The sequence below is a fragment of the Kitasatospora sp. NPDC032757 genome, from assembly GCF_055579305.1.
In genome coordinates, this window is sequence record NZ_JBVINN010000047.1 from 1 (window position 1) to 18,694 (window position 18,694).

21 protein-coding genes and 3 pseudogenes are annotated in these 18,694 nt (G+C 73.3%); 15 read left to right on the forward strand and 9 right to left on the reverse strand.

Translation table 11 applies throughout. From position 1 onward, the window contains the following. Nucleotides 1-341: 341 nt before the first annotated feature. From ACZ5WK_RS34255 to ACZ5WK_RS34285, 7 genes and pseudogenes are all read left to right on the forward strand, one after another. A pseudogene (locus ACZ5WK_RS34255) lies at nucleotides 342-842 on the forward strand (SMI1/KNR4 family protein); the annotation flags it as partial. 66 nt (nucleotides 843-908) lie between these two features. Further along, nucleotides 909-1,055: pseudogene (locus tag ACZ5WK_RS34260) on the forward strand (Lsr2 family DNA-binding protein); the annotation flags it as partial. Between the two features lie 153 nt (nucleotides 1,056-1,208). Further along, nucleotides 1,209-1,550 (forward strand): Tn3 family transposase, encoded by a 342-nt coding sequence (locus tag ACZ5WK_RS34265; protein WP_465553469.1) that lies wholly within the window; start codon nucleotides 1,209-1,211, stop codon nucleotides 1,548-1,550. After that, nucleotides 1,547-1,903 (forward strand): Tn3 family transposase, encoded by a 357-nt coding sequence (locus tag ACZ5WK_RS34270; RefSeq protein ID WP_465553471.1) that lies wholly within the window; start codon nucleotides 1,547-1,549, stop codon nucleotides 1,901-1,903. The genes ACZ5WK_RS34265 and ACZ5WK_RS34270 overlap by 4 nt, the downstream gene beginning before the upstream one ends. A 152-nt stretch (nucleotides 1,904-2,055) precedes the next feature. Continuing rightward, nucleotides 2,056-2,778, forward strand: a complete 723-nt coding sequence (locus ACZ5WK_RS34275; RefSeq protein WP_465553473.1) for a hypothetical protein — start codon at nucleotides 2,056-2,058, stop codon at nucleotides 2,776-2,778. Further along, the gene (locus ACZ5WK_RS34280) at nucleotides 2,765-3,373 is read left to right on the forward strand and encodes a Fic family protein (protein ID WP_465553475.1); all 609 of its coding nucleotides are present in this window, start codon (nucleotides 2,765-2,767) and stop codon (nucleotides 3,371-3,373) included. Before ACZ5WK_RS34275 ends, ACZ5WK_RS34280 begins: the two co-directional genes overlap by 14 nt. A gap of 319 nt (nucleotides 3,374-3,692) precedes the next feature. Then, nucleotides 3,693-4,153, forward strand: a pseudogene (locus ACZ5WK_RS34285) (recombinase family protein); the annotation flags it as partial. A gap of 9 nt (nucleotides 4,154-4,162) precedes the next feature. On the opposite strand, the gene ACZ5WK_RS34290 reads toward ACZ5WK_RS34285, so the two are convergent. After that, nucleotides 4,163-4,720: a GNAT family N-acetyltransferase gene (locus ACZ5WK_RS34290; RefSeq protein ID WP_465553477.1), complete on the reverse strand. Its 558-nt coding sequence runs from the start codon at nucleotides 4,718-4,720 to the stop codon at nucleotides 4,163-4,165. Nucleotides 4,721-5,076: 356 nt separating this feature from the next. Between ACZ5WK_RS34290 and ACZ5WK_RS34295 the strand changes: the two genes are divergently transcribed. The 5 genes from ACZ5WK_RS34295 to ACZ5WK_RS34315 all read left to right on the forward strand — a co-directional run bounded on the left by ACZ5WK_RS34295 (nucleotide 5,077) and on the right by ACZ5WK_RS34315 (nucleotide 9,339). Continuing rightward, nucleotides 5,077-6,618, forward strand: coding sequence for an ATP-dependent DNA ligase (locus tag ACZ5WK_RS34295; protein WP_465553479.1), 1,542 nt, complete (start codon nucleotides 5,077-5,079; stop codon nucleotides 6,616-6,618). 209 nt (nucleotides 6,619-6,827) lie between these two features. Next, entirely contained in the window at nucleotides 6,828-7,037 is a 210-nt protein-coding gene (locus ACZ5WK_RS34300) for a ferredoxin (protein WP_465553481.1), read from the forward strand. Nucleotides 7,038-7,164: 127 nt separating this feature from the next. Continuing rightward, a complete protein-coding gene (locus tag ACZ5WK_RS34305; RefSeq protein ID WP_465553483.1) occupies nucleotides 7,165-8,376 on the forward strand; it encodes a cytochrome P450 in 1,212 nt (403 codons plus the stop codon). A 335-nt stretch (nucleotides 8,377-8,711) separates the two neighbouring features. Then, the gene (locus ACZ5WK_RS34310) at nucleotides 8,712-8,873 is read left to right on the forward strand and encodes a hypothetical protein (RefSeq protein ID WP_331741147.1); all 162 of its coding nucleotides are present in this window, start codon (nucleotides 8,712-8,714) and stop codon (nucleotides 8,871-8,873) included. A gap of 181 nt (nucleotides 8,874-9,054) precedes the next feature. Further along, nucleotides 9,055-9,339 carry a hypothetical protein gene (locus ACZ5WK_RS34315; protein ID WP_331742599.1) on the forward strand — a complete coding sequence of 95 codons (285 nt, stop codon included), beginning with the start codon at nucleotides 9,055-9,057 and terminating at the stop codon, nucleotides 9,337-9,339. A 144-nt stretch (nucleotides 9,340-9,483) separates the two neighbouring features. Here the strand turns inward: ACZ5WK_RS34315 and ACZ5WK_RS34320 are convergent, their stop codons facing one another. The 4 genes from ACZ5WK_RS34320 to ACZ5WK_RS34335 form a co-directional block, all read right to left on the reverse strand. Beyond that, complete coding sequence (locus ACZ5WK_RS34320) at nucleotides 9,484-10,392, reverse strand: hypothetical protein (protein ID WP_465553486.1); 909 nt, start codon at nucleotides 10,390-10,392, stop codon at nucleotides 9,484-9,486. 36 nt (nucleotides 10,393-10,428) lie between these two features. Then, complete coding sequence (locus tag ACZ5WK_RS34325; protein ID WP_331741145.1) at nucleotides 10,429-10,713, reverse strand: DUF427 domain-containing protein; 285 nt, start codon at nucleotides 10,711-10,713, stop codon at nucleotides 10,429-10,431. 150 nt (nucleotides 10,714-10,863) lie between these two features. Beyond that, on the reverse strand, nucleotides 10,864-11,100 hold the full coding sequence (locus ACZ5WK_RS34330) for a DUF6296 family protein (RefSeq protein ID WP_465553488.1): 237 nt from the start codon (nucleotides 11,098-11,100) through the stop codon (nucleotides 10,864-10,866). A 69-nt stretch (nucleotides 11,101-11,169) separates the two neighbouring features. Next, on the reverse strand, nucleotides 11,170-11,406 hold the full coding sequence (locus ACZ5WK_RS34335) for a DUF2277 domain-containing protein (protein ID WP_331741143.1): 237 nt from the start codon (nucleotides 11,404-11,406) through the stop codon (nucleotides 11,170-11,172). Between the two features lie 246 nt (nucleotides 11,407-11,652). Between ACZ5WK_RS34335 and ACZ5WK_RS34340 the strand changes: the two genes are divergently transcribed. Continuing rightward, on the forward strand, nucleotides 11,653-12,927 hold the full coding sequence (locus ACZ5WK_RS34340) for an MFS transporter (protein ID WP_465553490.1): 1,275 nt from the start codon (nucleotides 11,653-11,655) through the stop codon (nucleotides 12,925-12,927). 97 nt (nucleotides 12,928-13,024) lie between these two features. Here the strand turns inward: ACZ5WK_RS34340 and ACZ5WK_RS34345 are convergent, their stop codons facing one another. The 3 genes from ACZ5WK_RS34345 to ACZ5WK_RS34355 form a co-directional block, all read right to left on the reverse strand. Next, nucleotides 13,025-13,567 (reverse strand): gamma carbonic anhydrase family protein, encoded by a 543-nt coding sequence (locus tag ACZ5WK_RS34345; protein ID WP_465553492.1) that lies wholly within the window; start codon nucleotides 13,565-13,567, stop codon nucleotides 13,025-13,027. A gap of 91 nt (nucleotides 13,568-13,658) precedes the next feature. Beyond that, a complete protein-coding gene (locus tag ACZ5WK_RS34350) occupies nucleotides 13,659-15,005 on the reverse strand; it encodes a serine hydrolase domain-containing protein (RefSeq protein ID WP_465553494.1) in 1,347 nt (448 codons plus the stop codon). A gap of 367 nt (nucleotides 15,006-15,372) precedes the next feature. After that, nucleotides 15,373-15,939, reverse strand: coding sequence for a DJ-1/PfpI family protein (locus ACZ5WK_RS34355; protein ID WP_331741138.1), 567 nt, complete (start codon nucleotides 15,937-15,939; stop codon nucleotides 15,373-15,375). A 262-nt stretch (nucleotides 15,940-16,201) separates the two neighbouring features. On the opposite strand from ACZ5WK_RS34355, the gene ACZ5WK_RS34360 reads away from it, so the two are divergent. Next, the gene (locus ACZ5WK_RS34360; RefSeq protein WP_465553496.1) at nucleotides 16,202-16,747 is read left to right on the forward strand and encodes an RBBP9/YdeN family alpha/beta hydrolase; all 546 of its coding nucleotides are present in this window, start codon (nucleotides 16,202-16,204) and stop codon (nucleotides 16,745-16,747) included. Between the two features lie 35 nt (nucleotides 16,748-16,782). On the opposite strand, the gene ACZ5WK_RS34365 is transcribed toward ACZ5WK_RS34360, so the two are convergent. Next, a complete protein-coding gene (locus ACZ5WK_RS34365) occupies nucleotides 16,783-17,394 on the reverse strand; it encodes a hypothetical protein (protein WP_465553498.1) in 612 nt (203 codons plus the stop codon). 2 nt (nucleotides 17,395-17,396) lie between these two features. Between ACZ5WK_RS34365 and ACZ5WK_RS34370 the strand changes: the two genes are divergently transcribed. Further along, on the forward strand, nucleotides 17,397-18,680 hold the full coding sequence (locus ACZ5WK_RS34370) for a glycerophosphodiester phosphodiesterase (protein WP_465553500.1): 1,284 nt from the start codon (nucleotides 17,397-17,399) through the stop codon (nucleotides 18,678-18,680). Nucleotides 18,681-18,694: the final 14 nt, after the last annotated feature.

Here is an 18,694-nt window from a genome sequence, read left to right on the forward strand (position 1 = left end):
CCGCACGATTCACCTTGATCGTCACAGCGTCAGATCATGCCGCCCACAACGCTACTGGTCACATCGCCGCCGCAATCACGCACCAGGTCGTAAGACAGCCCGGCCGACGATGGCCCGGATGATTACCTGGTCAACCATCTGTGCGGAGCCACTAGGTTGACGCACAGAGCGGCATGGTGGCCCAAAGGATCAGATGTCAGTGAACCCACGTACGGTCTGCCCATGGATGATCAGCGGTCGCATTCTTTCTCGACAGATGATGTCAGAACCTTGAAGCCGGTTCTGCGGTTCCTGGGGGCTAGTAACGCGAGCGGACGTGCTCCTTCCGTTGGGGGGCGGACATGAGCGAAATACCGACGCACGAGAAAGAAGACGTGGGACAGGCGTGGGGCCGCGTCACCAGCTGGCTCAGGCAGAACGCTCCCAGCGTTTTCGCTGGTCTGGGCGGCCCGGGCAGCCAGACGGCCATCAGCGATGCTGAAGAGCGCATGGGGCTGAAGCTGCCGAGGGAGATGGCTCAGTGGCTTCTGGCCAACGACATCGATGGTGAGGAGCAACCCAACGCCGACTCGTGCCTGGTAGCGCTGGGGTGTGAGGGAGTCATCCCGAACGGCGGTCTCCTGCTGGGACTCACAGATATTCAGCGTGTCTACCTGCACATGTGGGGCTTGGAGAAGATGGACCCGTCCGCAGACCCCGAATGGCCAATCTGGCGCCGGGAGTGGGTACCGTTCGCCGCGGAGAGCGACGGCTTCTACGGCAGGTTCCTGGACACACGCACCGGCACCGTCGGTTCTTGGAGCGAGGGGCAGAACCCTGAGGAAGGACGCTTCGCCTCACTGGCCGACTTCTTCCACGATGTGGCGGACCACCTCGAAGGGGTGTCCTCAGAACATCCGAGGGAACCCGTCAGGGGCCCCGTGAGGGACACCGTGAGGGACACCGGTGCGGAGGGCGAGGCAATACGGCTATGGGCCCGAGCGAACGGCTACCTCGTCAATGACAAGGGACGTATCCCTGCCTCTATCCGAGAGGCGTACGAAGCCTCACTGTGAGCACCAAGGCTGCCCCGTTGCTGACCAAGCCAGCGGCTCACGCGCTGGTTGGCACCCTGGTTGGCTCCTGAAGCCGTCAGTCCGCACCTTCCTCGCCATTGTCGGCACACCGGACGATGATCAACTTGAACTGTCCACATAAACAGCGACATCGTGTTCGGGCTGTTCGCGATCTGCGGCTACCAGTTCTCCCCGCGGATCGCCGACATCTCCGACGCCCGCTTGTGGCGCACCCACGCCGGCGCGGACTACGGGCCGCTGCAGGACGTCTCCCGGCACACGGTACGTCTGGACCGGATCCGCGCACACTGGGGCGACATGCTGCGGGTGGCCGGCTCCCTGACGCTCGGCGAGGTCCGCGGCCACGACCTGGTCCGCATGCTCTCCCGCGACGGGCGCCCAACCGGCCTGGACGACGCCTTCGCCCACTACGGGCGGATCTTCAAGACCTGGACCTGCTGCAGTTCATCTCCGACGACGGCTACCGCCGCATGATCGGCAAGCAGCTGAACATCACCGAGGCCCGCCACCGCCTCGCCCGCCGGATCTTCTTCGGCCGGCGCGGCGCGCTGCGGCAGAACTACCGCGAGGGCATGGAGGACCAGCTTGGCGCGCTCGGCCTGGCGCTCAATGCCGTGGTCATCTGGAACAGCCTCTACCTCGACCGGGCGGCCAAGCAGCTCGCCGCCGACGGCTTCCCCGTCTCCGACGACCTCCTCGCCCGCCTCTCGCCGCTCCAGTTCGACCACATCAACTTCCTCGGCCGGTACGCGTTCTTCCGCCCGGCCGAGGCCGGGCGCCGACCGCTGCGCGATCCATCGGTCGGTGACGATGAGAGCGGGCTATAGGTTCTGCACGGATGGCCGCACGGGGTGGGGTCCGAAAACCATTCGCGATCGCAGGGGCTTCGAGCCGAGACTGATAGGTCGATCACATCGAACAGGAAAAGTGGCCAGCCCTGACGTACAACCGTGACACCCTGCCCTTCCCCGACAACCGCGTGCCTCGCGTCACCTACGAGGGCATTCGGAACTGGGATGAGTTCGACCCGGCCCGTCACCCGTTCGCCTGGGACGAGAACGAGGAGGCCCGTCTCCGCTCGCTGATCTGCGCGATGCTGTCACCCCTGCTCTCCGGTATGGCCGTCGGGTGGCACGGCGAAAACTGGTGCGAGAGCCACGTGGACGCGATCCTTCGGGAGCGATACGGCGCCTGGACCTGGGGATGGAACTGGCGCTACCGCGACGGCGGGCCCATCGGCAGCTGGGACAGCACGCCGGACTCGGTGACGACTGCCGACCGGACCGCAGCAAGCGCCATAGCCGCCTTGCTGGAGTGGCGGGAGTGGTTGGAGCGGACGGCCCAGCGCTTCGCCGAGCTGGCGCCGCCGCCGGACGCCTCACCCGAGGATCGCAGTTGGCACCTGGAGCGGGCCTGCGTCCGGCTCGTGACCTACACGCTGGACTCGGGCGCGGACAACGCCTGGCGCGGCCAGACCTCGATCGTCGTGGGCTGGTTCCTCACCAGCACCGGCATGGACCGGGCCGAAGCCGCGCGAGCAGTGGAGAACGCGATCGGGGGCCGGTTCAAGAGCTGGGTCTACCCGGAGCGGACGCTGATCGAGTCCGTCGGCGAGGATCTGGCCGTTGGCCTCACCGGCCACACCCCGTACCAGGACCACCGTGAGAGGGCGGCGTTGGAGGAGTTCCATGACCGCTACTGACAGCCTTTCGGCCTGGCTGCGCGTGCGCCGCGAGGCCGACTGGCAATGTGCACCGGCCCTACAGCGGGTCCCGCCCGACCGCGATGGGTTCCGGTCCTGGTGCGAGGGACCGGTGCGTCGGCGCGACCCGATTCGCGCCGAACGTCTGCTCGCCGCACACGCCTTGGCCCGAGAAGATGCCGCACGCCGCACGCCGCTGGACTTCGCTCTGTTGGCCGGTTGGCAGCGCGAAGTCCTCGCTGCGACACGGTTGCCGTTTCGCGTGAGCGACGCCTGTGCGAAGGCCGGCCGCGAGCGCTACGGTCTGACCCCTCGCACGCAGGCCGATTTCGATTCCTGCCTGCGCGAGACGACAGTCCCGGACATCCCGCTGGCGGCTCGTGCGGCCCGCGCCTACCTCGACGTGGCATTTTTCCACCCCTTCACCGATGGCAATGCCCGCGCCGCGCTGTTGACCTTGGTCTATGTTCTGGCCCGGGAGGACATCGTCCTTCCTGAGGTCGGCCCTCTCCAGACCACCCGCTACGCAGACGACCCAGCCGGCGCCGCCGACCTTGCCGCACTCATCGGGGTGCTCAACCGCCGCCGACACTGAAGCGTTCGGGCGGGAGCACCGACAACTTCCGCCAGGCTTCAACAAACCATCGTTTGTTGAAGCCTGGCGGCCGGACCACCCGGCGGCCCCTTGGAGCCTTCAAAAACTCCTTCAAAAACCAGGGCTGTTCAAGAACTCCGGAACACTGCTTTCTAACAGAATCCCGGGGCGTGAACACCCCCTTCGAACCTGACGGCTTCGACCTCCTGGTCGCCGAACCCGCCCACCGCACCGAGATCCTCATCGGCTACGCACGGGTTCCACTGGCGGCCAGAAACTCGACCGCCAGCTCGACGCCCTCACCACCGCCGGCTGCCGCCGGATCTTCGCCGACAAGAAGTCCGGCAAGGACGACCTGCGCCCGGAGCTCAAGGCCTGCCACGCCTTCCTCGCGCCCGGCGACACCCTGGTCGTCCCCGCACTCGACCGCTACGGCCGCTCCCTCAAGGACCTGGTGAACATGGTCGGCGAGCTGCGGCGCCGTGAGATCGGCTTCTGCTGCACGAGCGCCTGGCCACCACCACACCCGGCGGGCGCCTGGTCTTCCATGTCTTCGCCGCCCTCGCCGAGTTCATCCGCGAGCTGATCGTCTCCGGCACCCGCGAGGGCCTGGACGCCGCCCGCGCCCGCGGCCGTGTCGGCGGCCGGCCCACCGTCGCCACGCCCGAGATCATCCGGGCCGCCCGTGACCTGCTCCCCAACCCCGAGAACTCGATCACCTCGATCGCCAAGCTCCTCGGTATCAGCCCCGGCACCCTCTACCAGCTCACCGCCGGCTGACTGCTCCCGCTACTGGCCGCTCGGATCCTCCCCGCGGGCCATGTCGTAGGTGACGAACATGGTCCGGGTGGCGACCTGGTCGTACTTGCTGCGTGCCCGGTGGTTGTCGTCGGAGGTGATCCACCGCACCACGTTCCAGCCGCGCTCGGCGGCGATCTCCCGCAGCCGGGCGAGCAGCGCGTCCACCGCGCCGCCGCCGCGCGCGTCCGGACTGACGAACAGGTCGTCCAGGAAGCCGCCGACGGCGCCGTGCAGCGGCCGGGAGAACGGGCGGTAGTGGGCCAGCCCGACCGGCGTGCCGTCGGCGTCGCGGACCAGCAGGCCGTCCAGCTCGTGCGCCGGGTCGGTCAGCCAGGACCAGACCAGCTCCGCCTTCTCCTCCGGCATCGGGACGCGGTAGAACGCGCAGTAGCCCCGGAACAGCTCGCGCCAGGCGGCGAAGTCACCGCTCTCGGGCGCGCCGACGCTCCAGCGGGCGGCGGAGGCGGTCGCGGCGGGGGTCGCGGCGGGGGGCGCCGCAGCAGTCGCAGTGACGGTCGCGGCGGCGGTGGCGGTCTGGGGAGTCATCTCGGCCTCCAGGTGTCGGGTGGACCACGGTCGGCACGCGGCGGTGCACCGCGCACGGTATCGCGCCAGCATGACGGTCCGTCGGGCTGCCGAAGATGGACGTCGCGGACAAGAGCACAGCGGGCTTCGCTCCACAACGGCGCAGCCCGACTGCCGCCCGCGAAGGCGTGTCCTGTGGTCCGGGACGGGCTCGTCGCCGATGCTGGAGCCCGCGCACGCCCTTGCACCGACGCCCCGCACCAACGCCCCGCACCGACGCCCCGCACCAACGATCTGCACCAACGCCCTGGCATACCCTCCCCGACGCATCCGACCCGGCGCATCCGACCTGCACCACCACCCCCGAGGAGCCCCGTATGCTGCTCCGTCACCTGGCCCAGACCTCCCGCGCCGTGGCGGGCGAGCCCGGCCGCCGGGCCAAGATCACGCTGCTGGCCGACTGCCTGCGCGAGCTCGGTCCGGCCGAGGCCCCGGCGGCGGTGGCGCTGGTCTCCGGCGAGTCGCACCGGCTGCGCACCGGCATCGGCCCGGCCTCCCTGCGCGACCTGCCGCCGCCCGCCGCCGAGCCCTCGCTGGGCGTCCGGGAGGCCGAGCGGACGCTGGAGGCGATCGCCGGGGTGCACGGCGCCGGCGCGCAGGCCGAGCGCCGCCGGCTGCTGGTCGGACTGTTCGAGCGGGCCACCGACGTCGAGCAGGCGTTCCTGCGGGCGGCGCTGGTCGGCGAGCTGCGACAGGGCGCGCTGGACGCGGTGGTGGCGGACGCGGTGGCCCAGGCCGCCGGGGTGCCGGCGGCGGCGGTGCGACGGGCGCTGATGTTCCGCGGTTCGGCCCGCGCGGTCGCCGAGGCGGCGCTGACCGGCGGGGCGCCGGCGCTGGACGTCTTCCGGCTGGAGGTGGGCCGCCCGGTCCGGCCGATGCTGGCCGCCTCCGCGCCGGACGTCGCGGCCGCCCTCGACCGGATCGGCCCGGCCGCGCTGGAGTGGAAGCTCGACGGCATCCGGGTCCAGGTGCACCGGGACGGCCGGGACGTCGCGGTGTTCACCCGGAGCCTGGACGACATCACCGCCCGGGTGCCCGAGGTGGCCGAGGCGGCACTGGCCCTGCCGGTCCGCTCGGCGGTGCTGGACGGCGAGGCGATCGCGCTCGGCCCGGACGGACGCCCGCGCCCGTTCCAGGAGACCGCCGCGCGGACCGCCTCCCGGCAGGACCCCGAGCGACTGCGGGCCGAAGTGCCGCTCAGCGCCTACTTCTTCGACCTGCTGCACCGCGACGGCGAGGACCTGGTGGACCGGCCGGGTCGGGAGCGCTGGTCCGCCCTGGCCGAGTCGGTGCCGGCCGGGCTCCGGGTGTCGCGCACCGAGACCGGCGACCAGGAGCAGGCGCTGGCCTTCTTCCGGGAGACCCTGGCACTGGGGCACGAAGGCGTGCTGGCCAAGGATCCGGCGGCGGGCTACGCGGCCGGCCGGCGCGGCGCCGGATGGGTCAAGGTCAAGCCCCGGCACACGCTGGACCTGGTGGTGCTGGCCGCCGAGTGGGGCAGCGGCCGGCGCCGTGGCCGGCTCAGCAACCTCCATCTCGGCGCCCGGGCCGCCGGGGAGCCCGGGCTCGGTCCGTGGGTGATGCTCGGCAAGACCTTCAAGGGCCTGACCGACGAGACGCTCGCCTGGCAGACCACGGAACTCCTCGCCCGCGAGGTCGAACGCGACTCGTACACCGTGCGGGTACGGCCGGAACTGGTCGTGGAGATCGCGTTCGACGGCGTCCAGCGCAGCCCCCGCTACCCCGCCGGGCTGGCCCTCCGGTTCGCCCGGGTGCTCCGCTACCGGCCGGACAAGAGCGCAGCCGAGGCGGACACCGTGGCCACCGTCCGGGAGATCGCCGCGACGGAGGGGCTTTGAGGGGCAGTCCGCGGTCCGCACACCCGTGCTGACGATCTCTCAAACATCCTCCGGGCCAAGGGCATTCTCCATCGGAGCGAATCGGCCATTCTGCGCGAAAGCGGCGACACACCCTTCGTGTGCGACAGAGCGGCGGTTAGGTTGACAACGACTGCGGGGGGCGGCCGGCCCGGGCGATCCGGTGCCACACCACTGAGAGGTGTCCGTACATGCAGGTGAGCGTCGACCCGGACCGCTGCTGCAGCTCCGGCCAGTGCGTCCTGACCGTGCCGCAGGTCTTCGAACAGGACGACCAGGACGGCCTGGTGAGACTGCGCCTGACCGTCCTGCCACCGGCGCGCCACGCCGACGTGCGACTCGCCTCCGAGCTCTGCCCGGGTGGTGCGATCACCGTCACCGAGGACGACCGGAGCGCGTAGCAGCCGCACCCGCCCGCCGGCCCGCCCCGCCGACCTCCGGACACCGGGGCCCGGTTGGCCATCGACACCGGCGGCCCTCAGTCACCACCTGCCACCTGCCACGCAAGGAGATCCCACCTTGACGAGCATGCCCACCGCCCCTGCCTCCGCCCCGCTGCTGCCCGCCCCCCACGACAGCCGTTGTCCGTTCAGCCCGCCGCCCGTCTACACCGAGGCCGCCCGCGCGGGCTCCGTCACCCGCGCCGAGCTGCTGGACGGCTCCTCCTGTTGGCTGGTGACCGGCTACCGCGAGGTGCGCACGGTGCTCTCCGACCACCGGTTCAGCGCGGACGTCCGCCGGCCGGAGTTCCCGAGCCTCGTCCCGGGCCGGCGCGAGCTCGCCGCCGCCAACCCCAGCTTCCTCCGCCTCGACGACCCCGAGCACGCCAGGCTGCGTCGCATGGTCACCGGGGACTTCCTGGTCAAGCGGGTGGAGGCGATGCGGCCCGGCATCCAGCAGATCGTCGACGAGGCCCTGGACCGGATGACCGAGCACGCCGGCCCCGCGGACCTGGTCACCCGCTTCGCCCTGCCGGTGCCCTCGCTGGTGATCTGCCTGCTGCTCGGCGTCCCCTACGAGGACCGGCAGATGTTCCAGGAGCTCAGCCGGGTGCTGATCAGCACCACGACCGGCCAGGACGAGGTCGCCCTGGCCCAGGGCGAGATGCTGGACTACCTCGGCGGCCTCGCCGCGCAGAAGCGGCACCGGCCCGGCGACGACATCCTCAGCCGGCTGGCCGCCCGTGACGACCTCTCGCTCCGGGAGATCGCCTCGACCGGTCTGCTGCTGCTGTTCGCCGGCCACGAGACCACCGCCAACATGATCGCGCTCTCCACCCTCCTGCTGCTCCGTGACCCCGGGCAGGCGGCCCGGCTGGCCGACCCGGCGGCCGTCCCCGGGGCGGTGGAGGAGCTGCTGCGCCACCTCACCATCGTCCACACCGGCCTGCCGAGGCTCGCCGTGGAGGACGTCGAGCTGGGCGGCACCCTGATCCGGGCCGGTGAGGGGGTGATCGCGATGCTCTCCACCGCCAACCAGGACGAGGAGCTGTTCGGCACCCCGGGCACCCGGCCCGTGGACGAACTGGACGTGGACCGCGACGCGCGGCGCCATCTCGCCTTCGGCTTCGGCGTGCACCAGTGCCTGGGTCAGCCGCTGGCCCGGGCCGAGCTGCAGATCGCGCTCCCCACCCTGTTCCGCCGGCTGCCCGGACTGCGGCTCGCGGCGCCGGACGGCGAACCGGCCTTCCGCTCGGACTCGCTCATCCACGGTCTGCGGGAGCTGCCGGTCACCTGGTGAGCCGCGGTGCGGGGCCGACGGCGGGGGACGACGGCGCGCGGGACGACGGCGGAGCGACGGCGGGGCCGCACCGCGGGACGACGGCGGGGGGACGACGGCGCGCGGGACGACGGCGGAGCGACGGCGGGCCCGGCAGCGTGGGACGGCGACACCCGCGACCGGCAGCATGCGGCCCGCGTGGGCCTGGCCGAATGTCCAGGCCCGGTTGGCCGTGGGGCGGGCGCGGGGGCAGGCTGGAAGGGCGAGACAGAGACCCGGTCCGGCGCCCGCCCGGCGCCACCCGCACCACGGCGCACCCGGACGTGCCCGGTCCGGCCGAGGAGACGGAGCCCGCGATGACCGACATGAGCGCACGGTCCGAGGTGAGCGTCGACCGCGAGGAGGATGTCCGCGCCGCCGACCCGGAGGAGGGCATCACCTCGATGCAGAACCAGCACGCGCAGGACACCTCGCAGGCGGAGGGCGAGCCTCTGGACGAACCCGAGGCACGCAGCTGACCGTCCGCGACGAACGAGTTTCCACGAGGCCGCCCGGTGCACGGGCGGCCTCCGCGACCGCGGGTGTCGCTGCCGCATCGGCGGCGGACCGGCGGGGGAGGATGGGCGAATGAGCGAGCAGCAGCAGGGCGCAGCAGCGGCGCAGGGCGGCCGGCCGGCCGAGCCACCCGGGGATCCGCGGATGTCTTGGGCCACCTGGACCACCCAGTCGATCATCAGCGGGCCCGGCGGGGTCACCACCGCGGAGGTCGGTCCGATCTCCGGCGACCTCACCGTCCACACCACCTGGGTGGACGGCGAGGCCCGCCTGACCGTGCAGTACACCGGCGCGCTGGACTGGTACACCGTGTCCGGCAGCCCCGTCCCGGCGGCGGACGAGATCACCGCCAGGGCGATCCACCAGGCCATGGTGAACGCCGTCAAGGCCGGTCGCGGGGCGGCCGCCCCGCAGGCGCCCGGTATCTGACGCGGGCCGCGTTTCCGGGCCCCGTCCCTGCTGGGCAAGCCCCCGGCCGGGGCGGGGCCCGGCCTCGTCCCCGGCTCACGGCAGCCCGGGCGCCGGGGTCGGCTGCCCGAAGCCGCCGCCTGTGGGGCCGCCGCCGGGTGTCCCTCAGGGAGCCGTCTCGCCCGGCAGGGCCGGGGCGGCGGCGGACCAGTAGGCGGCGTCGGCGGGGCGGCGGGAGCGCAGGTCATCGCGGACCTGGCGGCCCACCTTGCGGGTGTCGCGCCGGTTGACGGTGGCGCCGATGCCCGCGCCGACCATCAGCGGGATGAGTGAGGGCAGGCGGCGCAGCGTACTGCGGGTGAGCCGTTTGCGGACCTGCTGGCGGACCTCCGCGCCGAGCGCCATCGCGGCCAGCCCGGCCGGCTTCACCAGCAGCGTCGGATCGATGCCCCGGCGGTTGGCCCAGGCGGCGACGTAGGCGGACGCCCGCTGGGTGACGTTGCCCTGGGCGCGGACGCCGTAGACCTCGTGCAGCTCGGCGATCAGCTTGATCTCGACGGCCGCCACGGCGAGCGTCTCGGCGGCGATCTCCACCGCCATCGCCGGCGGCACGGGCAGCATCGCCGCCGCCCCTACGCCGGCGCCGAGCGCGGCGGACGCGCGGGAGGCGCCGGTGATCAGCAGCGCGGCCAGCCGGTCGGCGTCGGCGGCCGTGGGGTGCTGGGCCCGGAGGGTGGCGAGGTTGCGGACCGGGATGCGCGGCGCCGCCTGCATCAGCTGGTCGGCCATGGCCCGGCCGCCGTACGCGGCGCCCTTGGCGGCGGACCGGCTGCCGGCACCGATCAGCTTGGCGATCGAGGCGACCAGCGTCGCGCCCCGCCGCCGGCCGCGCTCGGCCCGGGACTCGACCTGGTACTCGGCGACCTGCCGGGAGGGACCGCCGTCCGCCGGGCCGGCGGTGGGCTCTTCCAGCTCCTCGACCAGTTCGGCCAGCTCTTCGGCGACTTGCCCCGGGGTGGGCTCCGGGGCGGGCTTCGGCTGCCCGGAGCGTCCCGGCTTCCTGAAGATTGCCATGCTGTGCGGTTACCCGGTGGCGCGCGGCGGTACGCCCTATTCGGTGATCTCCACTCCGCGCCAGAAGGCGATCCGGCCGCGGACGTGCGCCGCCTCCGCCTTCGGATCGGCGTAGTACCAGGCGGCGTCGGGGTTGACCTCCCCGTCGACGTGGAGGGTGTAGTACTCGGCGATGCCCTTCCAGCCACAGACGGTGGTGGTGTCGGACGGCCGCAGGTACTCGGTGCGGACCGATTCGGCCGGGAAGTAGTGGTTGCCCTCGACGACGGTGGTGTCATCGCTCTCGGCGATGACCGTGCCCTGCCAGCGCGCTGTGGTCATGCGGCGATTCTGCCGGACGGCCGCGCGCCGTGGGAGGGGCCCCCGGGCCCGGTGGGAGGGGCCCCGGGCCCGGTGGGGCGGGTGCGCCGGCGCGGCCCGGTCTGCGGGTGCGCCGGCGAGGGCGTGAGGCGGGTGGCCGCCGGGAGGGCGTTACGGGAGCGGCTGGGCGTGGACCGGGAAGTGCGGGGACTGGTGGCCGCCGCTGGCGAGCATCCGGACCTCGCCCGAGTCGCTGATCTCGGCCCGGACGATGCCGCTGGCGTCCTCGTAGACAGGGTGCCCGCCGGGGCCGGTCGCGCTGGTCCGGATGACCACGACGACGTCCTGCGGGGCCTGGGTGCCGGGCGTGCCCGGGAAGGTGAGCGCGTAACGGTCCGCGGGGGTCATCGCCGACCTCCTGTTCCTGCTGGTGGGGGCCGGCCTCGGTCCGGCCCGCCGCTTGCTGTCACCGCCCGGTCAGGCGGAGGCCTGAACGGTCCGGGTGGGCGCGCCGCGCACCTCCAGCTCCGCCAGCAGCCTGGCGGTCGCCTCGGTGACGGCGTCCACGGCGCGGTCGAAGGCCTCCCGGTTGTGCGCCGCCGGGGCCCGGAACCCGGACACCTTCCGCACGTACTGGAGCGCGGCCGCCCGGTAGTCCTCCTCGGAGGGGTCGGGCGTCACGGGTGGTCTCAGGGTCTTGATACTGCGGCACATGCCCCCAGTTTCGCGCGCGGGGGCCCGGCTGGCGACCCCCGTCCTCAACCGTTCCGACGCGGAGACCACTCGGGGTCGTCATCCGCTCGGATTAGGATTTCGGACGAACTAATCTCTTTCGCCCTTACCATCCCTCCCCTCATCCCCGCTCTTCCCCTCCCCTCCTCCCGTCTCCCGCCGGCCCGACGACCGTGCCGACGACCGCTCCGCCCTGCCCTCGTACGGGCGTCACCCCGGAGTCCCGCCTTGCCACTCGCGCTGGTCGCCCTGGCCGTCACCGCGTTCGCCATCGGCACCACCGAATTCGCCGCCATGGGGCTGCTCCCCCAGGTGGCCGACAACCTCCACGTCTCCATACCGCAGGCGGGGTGGCTGATCTCCGCCTACGCCATCGGCGTGGTGATCGGCGCCCCGCTGCTCACCGCACTCGCCGCCGGACGGCCTCGCAAGGCGGTGCTGGTCACCCTGGCCGGCCTGTTCGCGACCGGCAACCTGCTCTGCGCGGTCGCACCCGACTTCTGGACGCTGGCCGCGGCCCGGCTGATCACCGGCCTGCCGCACGGCGCGTTCTTCGGCGCCGGGGCGGTCGCGGCCGCCGAGCTGGTCGCACCGCACCGGCGGGCCCGGGCGGTCGCCGTGATGTTCTCCGGCCTGACCGTCGCCAACATCGTCGGGGTGCCGGCCGCCACCCTGCTCGGCCAGCACCTCGGCTGGCGGGCGACCATGCTGGTGGTGGTCGCGATCGCCGCGGCCGGCACGGTCGCCATCGCCCGGCTGGTGCCGGAGCTGCCCTCCCCCGCGCAGTCAGGGCTCCGGCACGAGCTCGGCGCGTTCCGCAGCGGGCAGCTCTGGCTGGCGCTGGCCACGGTGGTGTTCGGCTGTGGCGGGTTCTTCGCGTGCTACAGCTACATCGCCCCGCTCCTCACCGAGGTCTCCGGGTACGCGACCGGCTCGGTGACGTTGGTGCTGGCCCTGTTCGGCGTGGGGATGACGATCGGCAACGTGCTGGGCGGGTTCGCAGCCGACCGTGCGCTGCGGCCGACCGTCTGCGCCGCCTTCCTCCTCTCCGCCGCCACCCTGGCGCTCTTCGCGGTGACCGCCCACGCGGCGTGGTCGGCCGCCGTCACGGTGGTGCTGATCGGGCTGTCCGGCTTCGCGATCGTCCCGGCCGTGCATACCCTGGTGCTGCAGAAGGCGCGCAGCGCGCCGACGCTGGCCTCGGCGACCGTGCAGGGCGCGTTCAACCTGGCCAACGCCCAGGGCGCGTACTTCGGTGGCCTCGCCCTGGACGCCGGGCTCGGCTGGACCTCGCCGACGCTGGTCGGCTCGGGGCTGGCCGCCTCGGGGGCAGCCATCGCCGTCGTCGCCTGGGCCGCCGACCGCCGGCGCCCCGGGACTGTCGGGCCCGAGCCCGACGGGGTGGGTGTGCCGACCGGGGCGGACGGCCCGGCCGGGGTGGACGCCGCCGCGCCGGCCCCGGCCGGGCGGACGGAGCGCACCGGGGCGAGCACGCCCGCCTGAGCACCCGGCCGGTACGCCGTCCCGCCTCGTCCCCAGTTCCCCCCGGGGGCCTGGACGGCGACCGGAACGGCGCACCGGCTCACCACTGCTCCCCGCCCTACCCGGCCCGGCGCTCGACCGGCTCGATCTCCCGGTGCCCGTCGGCCAGCAGGCGGTAGCCCTCGCCGTTGAACTTGATCCCGGCCCGCTCCTCCTCCGTCAGCTCACGCCGGACCTTGGCCGGGACGCCGGCCACCAGCGAGCCCGGCGGCACCTGCATGCCCTGCGGCACCACCGCGCCCGCCGCGACCAGCGACCCGGAGCCGATCCGGGCGCCGTTCAGCACCGTGGAGTTCATCCCCACCAGGACGTCGTCCTCGATCGTGCAGCCGTGCAGGACGGCGTTGTGCCCGACCGAGATCCGCTCGCCGATGACCAGGGGGAAGCCCTGGTCCGCGTGGAGGGTGCAGTTGTCCTGGATGTTGCTCCCCTCCCCGACCCTGATCGACTCGGCGTCGCCGCGGATCACCGCGCCGTACCAGACGCTCGCCCCGGCGGCGACCGTCACGTCGCCCACCACCACCGCGTTCGGCGCGACGAACGCCGACGGGTCGACGGCGGGCACCCGGCCCCCGACTGCGGCGATCAGCGGCTCTGCCATGTCTCGTCCTCCTGTTGACGTGCGGCCATCATGTTCCGGGCATGATCGCACCCATGGCCCCCGGCCCGACCGCCGTCCCCCTCGTTCGAGCTCAGTCGAGCAGGGGGACGGCCGGGCCGGCGGCCGCCGGTATGCCGGCCGTGGCGGGCGGGGCGAGCGACCGGGCGGCGGCCGGCGGGCGGCCGGCGCAGGTGCCGGTGGCGACGAGGGTCTCGAAGGCGGCGTTGGTGGCGGGCAGGTCGGACATGTCGTAGGGGTTGACCGAGGCGGCGAACTGCCGCCGCCCGTCGGCCGCGCCGTACATCAGGGTGTTGTAGCCCGGGATGCCGCCGCCGTGGCCCCAGAACTCGCCGCACGCCGTCACCGTCCGCTGGAGCGCCAGGCCGTACTCGGCGGGCCCGCTCAAAGGTGTCGTCCGCTTCATCTCGGCCAGCTCGGCCGGACCGAGCAGCCGCCCGCCGAGCAGGGCGGAGATGAACCTGGTGAGGTCGGCGGTGGTCGAGATCCCGGCGCCCGCCGAGCCGGCCATACTCGGGTTCAGCCGGGTGATGTCCGCCGGGCCGGCGGCGAGCTTGTAGTAGGCGTGGGCGTGCGGGCCGGGGACGAAGGGCGAGTCGACCGGCATCGAGGTGCCGCTCAGCCCGAGCGGCCGGATGATCCGCCGCTCCACCTCGTCACCCCAGCTGCGGCCGGTGAGCCGCTCGATGAGCAGCCCCGCGACGATGTAGTTGGTGTTGGAGTAGTGCCACCCCCGGCCTGGGGCGAAGTAGGGCGGGTACTTGGCGGCGATGCCGATCAACTCCTGCGGCGTGTACGAGCGCCAGCGGCCGGTGCTGAGCCACTGCTGCAGGGCGGCTGGGTCCTCCTCGAAGGAGAAGCTCGGGTCGTCGGTGTAGTTGGCGAGGCCGCTGGTGTGGTTGAGCAGCTGGCGGACGGTGATCTGCCCGCCGCCCGGCACCAGGCCGGGCAGGTGACGCTCGACCGGGTCGTCGAGGCCGAGCCGGTGCTCGGCGACGAGCTGGAGGACCACCGTCGCGACGAAGGTCTTGGTCACGCTGCCGATCCGGAACCGGCCCTCGGCCGTGGCCGGGGCTCCGGTGGCGAGGTCGGCGGTGCCGGCCACGCCCTTCCAGACGGTGCGGCCGCGCTCGTCGACCCGCCCGAGTGCGGCGGAGGCTCCGCCCGGGCTCACCAGGCCGCGCACGGCGGCGTCGAGGGCCGCCCGGTCGACCCCGCGGGCGGCATCGGTCGCGGGATCGGCCGCGGGATCGGCAACACCGAGCGCCGCGCCCGGACCGCCGGTGACATCGCCGCCCGAGCCCGTTTCGTCCGTCACCGTCAACCGGTAGGGCACCGGTGGTGTGGCCTGGGCGGCGGTCATGGGGGCGAGTGCGCCCACCAGGCCCGCGCCCGCGAGCACGACGGAGGCCGCACGCACGGCCGGCCCGCGCCGTCGTCTTGCCCGCACGCTCCGATGTGCGCTCCCCCGTGCCGTGCTCCCCGCCTGTTCGTACGCTGCTTCCGCCATGCCGCCGCCCTCCCGCGGATCGAACGGACGGCCTCCCCCACCAGCCGTCCGGGTTCTGACAGCTGACACTCTGACAGTCGGACACGAAGCAGTCGTCAGCCCCAGGGCCGGAACCTCTCCGCCCCAGGTCTCATCCGCCTCCGGCGTGTCGCTCCATCTCAGGTCGAAGGCGACCCCGAGAGCACCCGGGGGTGCGCCTGCGCCGGCAAGGCCCTGCGGCCCGAGGCGGCCCCGGGCGTCCCGGGCGGGCGCAGCCGCACCCGGGACGCCCGCCGGATCAGGAGAGCGGGGCCTTCACCCGCAGCACCTCGACGAACGCCCGGATCCACGCCGGGTGGTCGGGCCAGGCACGGGCCGAGACGACCACGCCGTCGACGACCGCCTCGCCGTCCACGTACTCCGCGCCGGCGGCGGCGACGTCCGGCTCCAGTGCCGGGTAGGCGGCGCTGCGGCGGCCGGACAGCACCCCGGCGGCGGCACTGACCAGCGGGCCGTGGCAGATCTGCGCGACCGGCTTGTCGGTCTCGAAGAAGTGCCGGACGATCCGCTGCACGTCCGGGTTGTTCCGCAGGTACTCGGGGGCGCGGCCGCCCGGGATCACCAACGCGACGTAGTCGGCCGGGTCGACGTCCGCGACGGCGAGGTCGGCGGGCCACGTGTAGCCGGGCTTCTCGGTGTAGGTGTCGAAGCCGTCCACGAAGTCGTGGACCACGAACTGGAGCCGCTTCTTCGCCGGCGCCGCGATGTCGACCTGGTAGCCCTCCTCGCGCAGCCGCTGGTAGGGGTAGAACACCTCCAGCGACTCCGCGGCGTCACCGGTGACGAGCAGGATCTTCGATGTCATCGCCGACATCCCTCCACATGATCGACCGTCAGACATGGTGCGGGCCCGTCCCGGTGGCGACCGGCGCGGGCCGGGAACAACCTCCCGCACCGGGCGCCCCCGCCGCAACAGGGCGCACCGGACGCGCAGCAGCGCATGAGCGCCCGCGTGCGCCCGTCCCCCGCCGTGTGCGCGGAAGGTCCTCCACCTGCGCCCCCTCGCCACCAGGACCGTAAACTCCACGGTGCCCACGCCACCGTCCTCCCGGAGGGAGTCCGCACCGATGTCGGACCGCGTCACCTACCTCGTCCTGCCCGGCTACGAGAGCTCGGGGCCCGAGCACTGGCAGACCCACTGGGAGGCGGCCGACCCGGCGTTCCGGCGCGTCGAGCAGGAGGACTGGGACCACCCGGAGCCGGACGCCTGGGTCGCCACCGTGGACGCCGCGGTCGCGGCGGCGGCGGCCGACGGCCCGGTGGTCCTGGTCGCCCACAGCCTCGGCTGCGCCGCGGTGGCCCGCTGGGTGGCCACGGCGCCGGCCGAGCGGACCCGTGTCGTGCGGGGTGCGCTGCTGGTCGCGCCGGCCGACATCGACAACGCCGACGTGCCCGCGCTGTTCGGCTTCCGCCCGGTGGCGCGGGAGCCGTTCCCGTTCCCGGCCCTGGTGGTCAACAGCACCGACGACCCGTGGGTCACCCCGGAGCGCGGCCGCGGCTTCGCCGAGGCGTGGGGCGCACGTTACGTCGAGGTCGGTGCGCACGGGCACCTCAACTCCGCGTCCGCCCTCGGCGACTGGCCGGAGGGCCGGAAGCTGCTGGCCGAGCTCTGACGGCCGGAGGTACGCGGCGCGGCGGCCCGCGGCGCTCAGCCCAGGCCGGCCGCGTGCGCGGTGAGGGTGAGCAGCGCCGCGTTGCCCGCCGCGCCGGCCGCGGCGGCGGAGAGGAATCGGGCGGGCGTGCCGTCCCGGAACGGGTTGAGGGCCAGGGCGAGGAAGAAGCCCGGCATCGTCCAGAGCGCCACCGTCCACTGCCGGTACGCGCGGGTGGGGCCGGTCCCGGCCCGCAGCTCGCGGGCGGCGGCGACGGCGAACGCCAGGGAGAACGCGAGGTACCCGGCGGCGGGACAGAGCACGGCGGGAACGCCGGGGAGGACGGTGTGCGGCATGGGCCCATCCTGCGCCGGGCGCCGGACGGCCGCATGAGTACCCGTACTCAGACGGGCGATCGGTGCGCACCCGTGCGACCCCGGCAACACACGGACGAGCAGCGGAACTTCTCCCGCAGTTCGCCCGTAGGCCACCCGGCCGCGGGCCGCTGCTCCTAGTCTGCGGGCGACGAACGCCACCTCGACGCGCACCACCTCGACGAGCTGGACCTCGACGAGCACGATCTCAACGCGCACCACCGCGACCGGCACCACCGCGGCCACCACCGTCCCGGCCACCACCGCCGCGCCACCAGCGCGGGCAAGGAGCATCCATGACGTACCGTTCGCTCGACGGCAGCACCCCGGCAGAGCCCGTGCAGGGCGCCGACTCCTCGCGCCGCCTGTTCCTGCGCGCGACCGGTGTCGCCGGCCTGGGCGCGGCCGCGCTGGCCGCCGGTGCCGGGGACGCCTTCGCGGCACCCGGCGCCGACCAGCCCGACGCCGGGCAGCCCGACGCCTCCGACGAGCGCGCGGCCGCCGCCCGCCCGGCCGGGACCCGCCCGCCGGTGCGCACCGGCACCGGCCTGGACCGCCTGCCGCACCCGCTGGTCATCGGCCACCGCGGCGCCCCCGGCTACCGTCCGGAGGAGACCCTGGGCTCCTACGAGCTGGCACTGGAGCTGGGCGCGGACGTCATCGAGCCGGACCTGGTGCCCACCAAGGACGGCCATCTGGTGATCCGGCACGAGAACAACATCGCCGAGACCACCGATGTCGCCGGCCACCCCGAGTTCGCGGGCCGCCAGACCACCAAGACCATCGACGGCACGCCGCTCACCGGCTGGTTCACCGAGGACTTCACGCTGGCCGAGCTGAAGACGCTGCGGGCCAAGGAGCGCCTGCCGCAGCAGCGCCAGCGCAACACCCTGTACGACGGCCGCTGGCAGATCCTCACCTTCCGTGAGTTGGCCGACTTCGCGCGCAAGCGCGGGCGCGAGCTGGGCCGCGAGGTCTGGCTCTACCCCGAGACCAAGCACCCGAGTTACTTCCGTTCGATAGGCCTGCCCCTGGAGGAGCGGCTCGCGGACGAGCTGCGCCGCACCGGCCTGGCGGGCAAGCGCGGGCGGGCGATCCTGCAGTCCTTCGAGCCGAGCAGCCTGCAGCGGCTGGCGAAGCTGGTCGACAACCCGCGGATCCAGTTGCTCGGCGCCGCGACCACCCGGCCGTACGACTTCGTGCTCGCCGGTGACAAGCGGACGGTGGCCGACCTGGTGACGCCGGAGGGGCTGCGCTGGATCGCCTCCTTCGCGCACGGCATCGGCCCGACCACGCAGCTGATCGCGCCGGTGGACGCGAGCGGCAAGCTCCAGCCGCCGACCACCCTGGTGCGCGACGCGCACGCGGCCAACCTGCTGCTGCACCCGTACACGGTGCGCAACGAGAACGGCTTCCTGCCGCTGGACTACCGCCGGGGCACCGACCCGAACGCGTACGGCGACGCGATCGGCTGGGCCACGTACCTCTACGACCTGGGCGTGGACGGCTTCTTCACCGACCAGACCGACACCTCGATCCTGGCCCGGCAGGACTTCTGGGCCGCCAAGGGCGTCAGCTGAGCAACCGCTGAGGC

Bases quoted from the DNA above. Each gene is read 5' to 3' on its own strand.
- ACZ5WK_RS34270 (WP_465553471.1), top strand. From the start codon at position 1,547: ATGATCGGCAAGCAGCTGAACATCACCGAGGCCCGCCACCGCCTCGCC.
- ACZ5WK_RS34280 (WP_465553475.1), top strand. From the start codon at position 2,765: ATGACCGCTACTGACAGCCTTTCGGCCTGGCTGCGCGTGCGCCGCGAG.
- ACZ5WK_RS34290 (WP_465553477.1), bottom strand. From the start codon at position 4,720: ATGACTCCCCAGACCGCCACCGCCGCCGCGACCGTCACTGCGACTGCT.
- ACZ5WK_RS34295 (WP_465553479.1), top strand. From the start codon at position 5,077: ATGCTGCTCCGTCACCTGGCCCAGACCTCCCGCGCCGTGGCGGGCGAG.
- ACZ5WK_RS34300 (WP_465553481.1), top strand. From the start codon at position 6,828: ATGCAGGTGAGCGTCGACCCGGACCGCTGCTGCAGCTCCGGCCAGTGC.
- ACZ5WK_RS34305 (WP_465553483.1), top strand. From the start codon at position 7,165: ATGCCCACCGCCCCTGCCTCCGCCCCGCTGCTGCCCGCCCCCCACGAC.
- ACZ5WK_RS34310 (WP_331741147.1), top strand. From the start codon at position 8,712: ATGACCGACATGAGCGCACGGTCCGAGGTGAGCGTCGACCGCGAGGAG.
- ACZ5WK_RS34315 (WP_331742599.1), top strand. From the start codon at position 9,055: ATGTCTTGGGCCACCTGGACCACCCAGTCGATCATCAGCGGGCCCGGC.
- ACZ5WK_RS34320 (WP_465553486.1), bottom strand. From the start codon at position 10,392: ATGGCAATCTTCAGGAAGCCGGGACGCTCCGGGCAGCCGAAGCCCGCC.
- ACZ5WK_RS34325 (WP_331741145.1), bottom strand. From the start codon at position 10,713: ATGACCACAGCGCGCTGGCAGGGCACGGTCATCGCCGAGAGCGATGAC.
- ACZ5WK_RS34330 (WP_465553488.1), bottom strand. From the start codon at position 11,100: ATGACCCCCGCGGACCGTTACGCGCTCACCTTCCCGGGCACGCCCGGC.
- ACZ5WK_RS34335 (WP_331741143.1), bottom strand. From the start codon at position 11,406: ATGTGCCGCAGTATCAAGACCCTGAGACCACCCGTGACGCCCGACCCC.
- ACZ5WK_RS34345 (WP_465553492.1), bottom strand. From the start codon at position 13,567: ATGGCAGAGCCGCTGATCGCCGCAGTCGGGGGCCGGGTGCCCGCCGTC.
- ACZ5WK_RS34355 (WP_331741138.1), bottom strand. From the start codon at position 15,939: ATGACATCGAAGATCCTGCTCGTCACCGGTGACGCCGCGGAGTCGCTG.
- ACZ5WK_RS34360 (WP_465553496.1), top strand. From the start codon at position 16,202: ATGTCGGACCGCGTCACCTACCTCGTCCTGCCCGGCTACGAGAGCTCG.
- ACZ5WK_RS34365 (WP_465553498.1), bottom strand. From the start codon at position 17,394: ATGCTCCTTGCCCGCGCTGGTGGCGCGGCGGTGGTGGCCGGGACGGTG.
- ACZ5WK_RS34370 (WP_465553500.1), top strand. From the start codon at position 17,397: ATGACGTACCGTTCGCTCGACGGCAGCACCCCGGCAGAGCCCGTGCAG.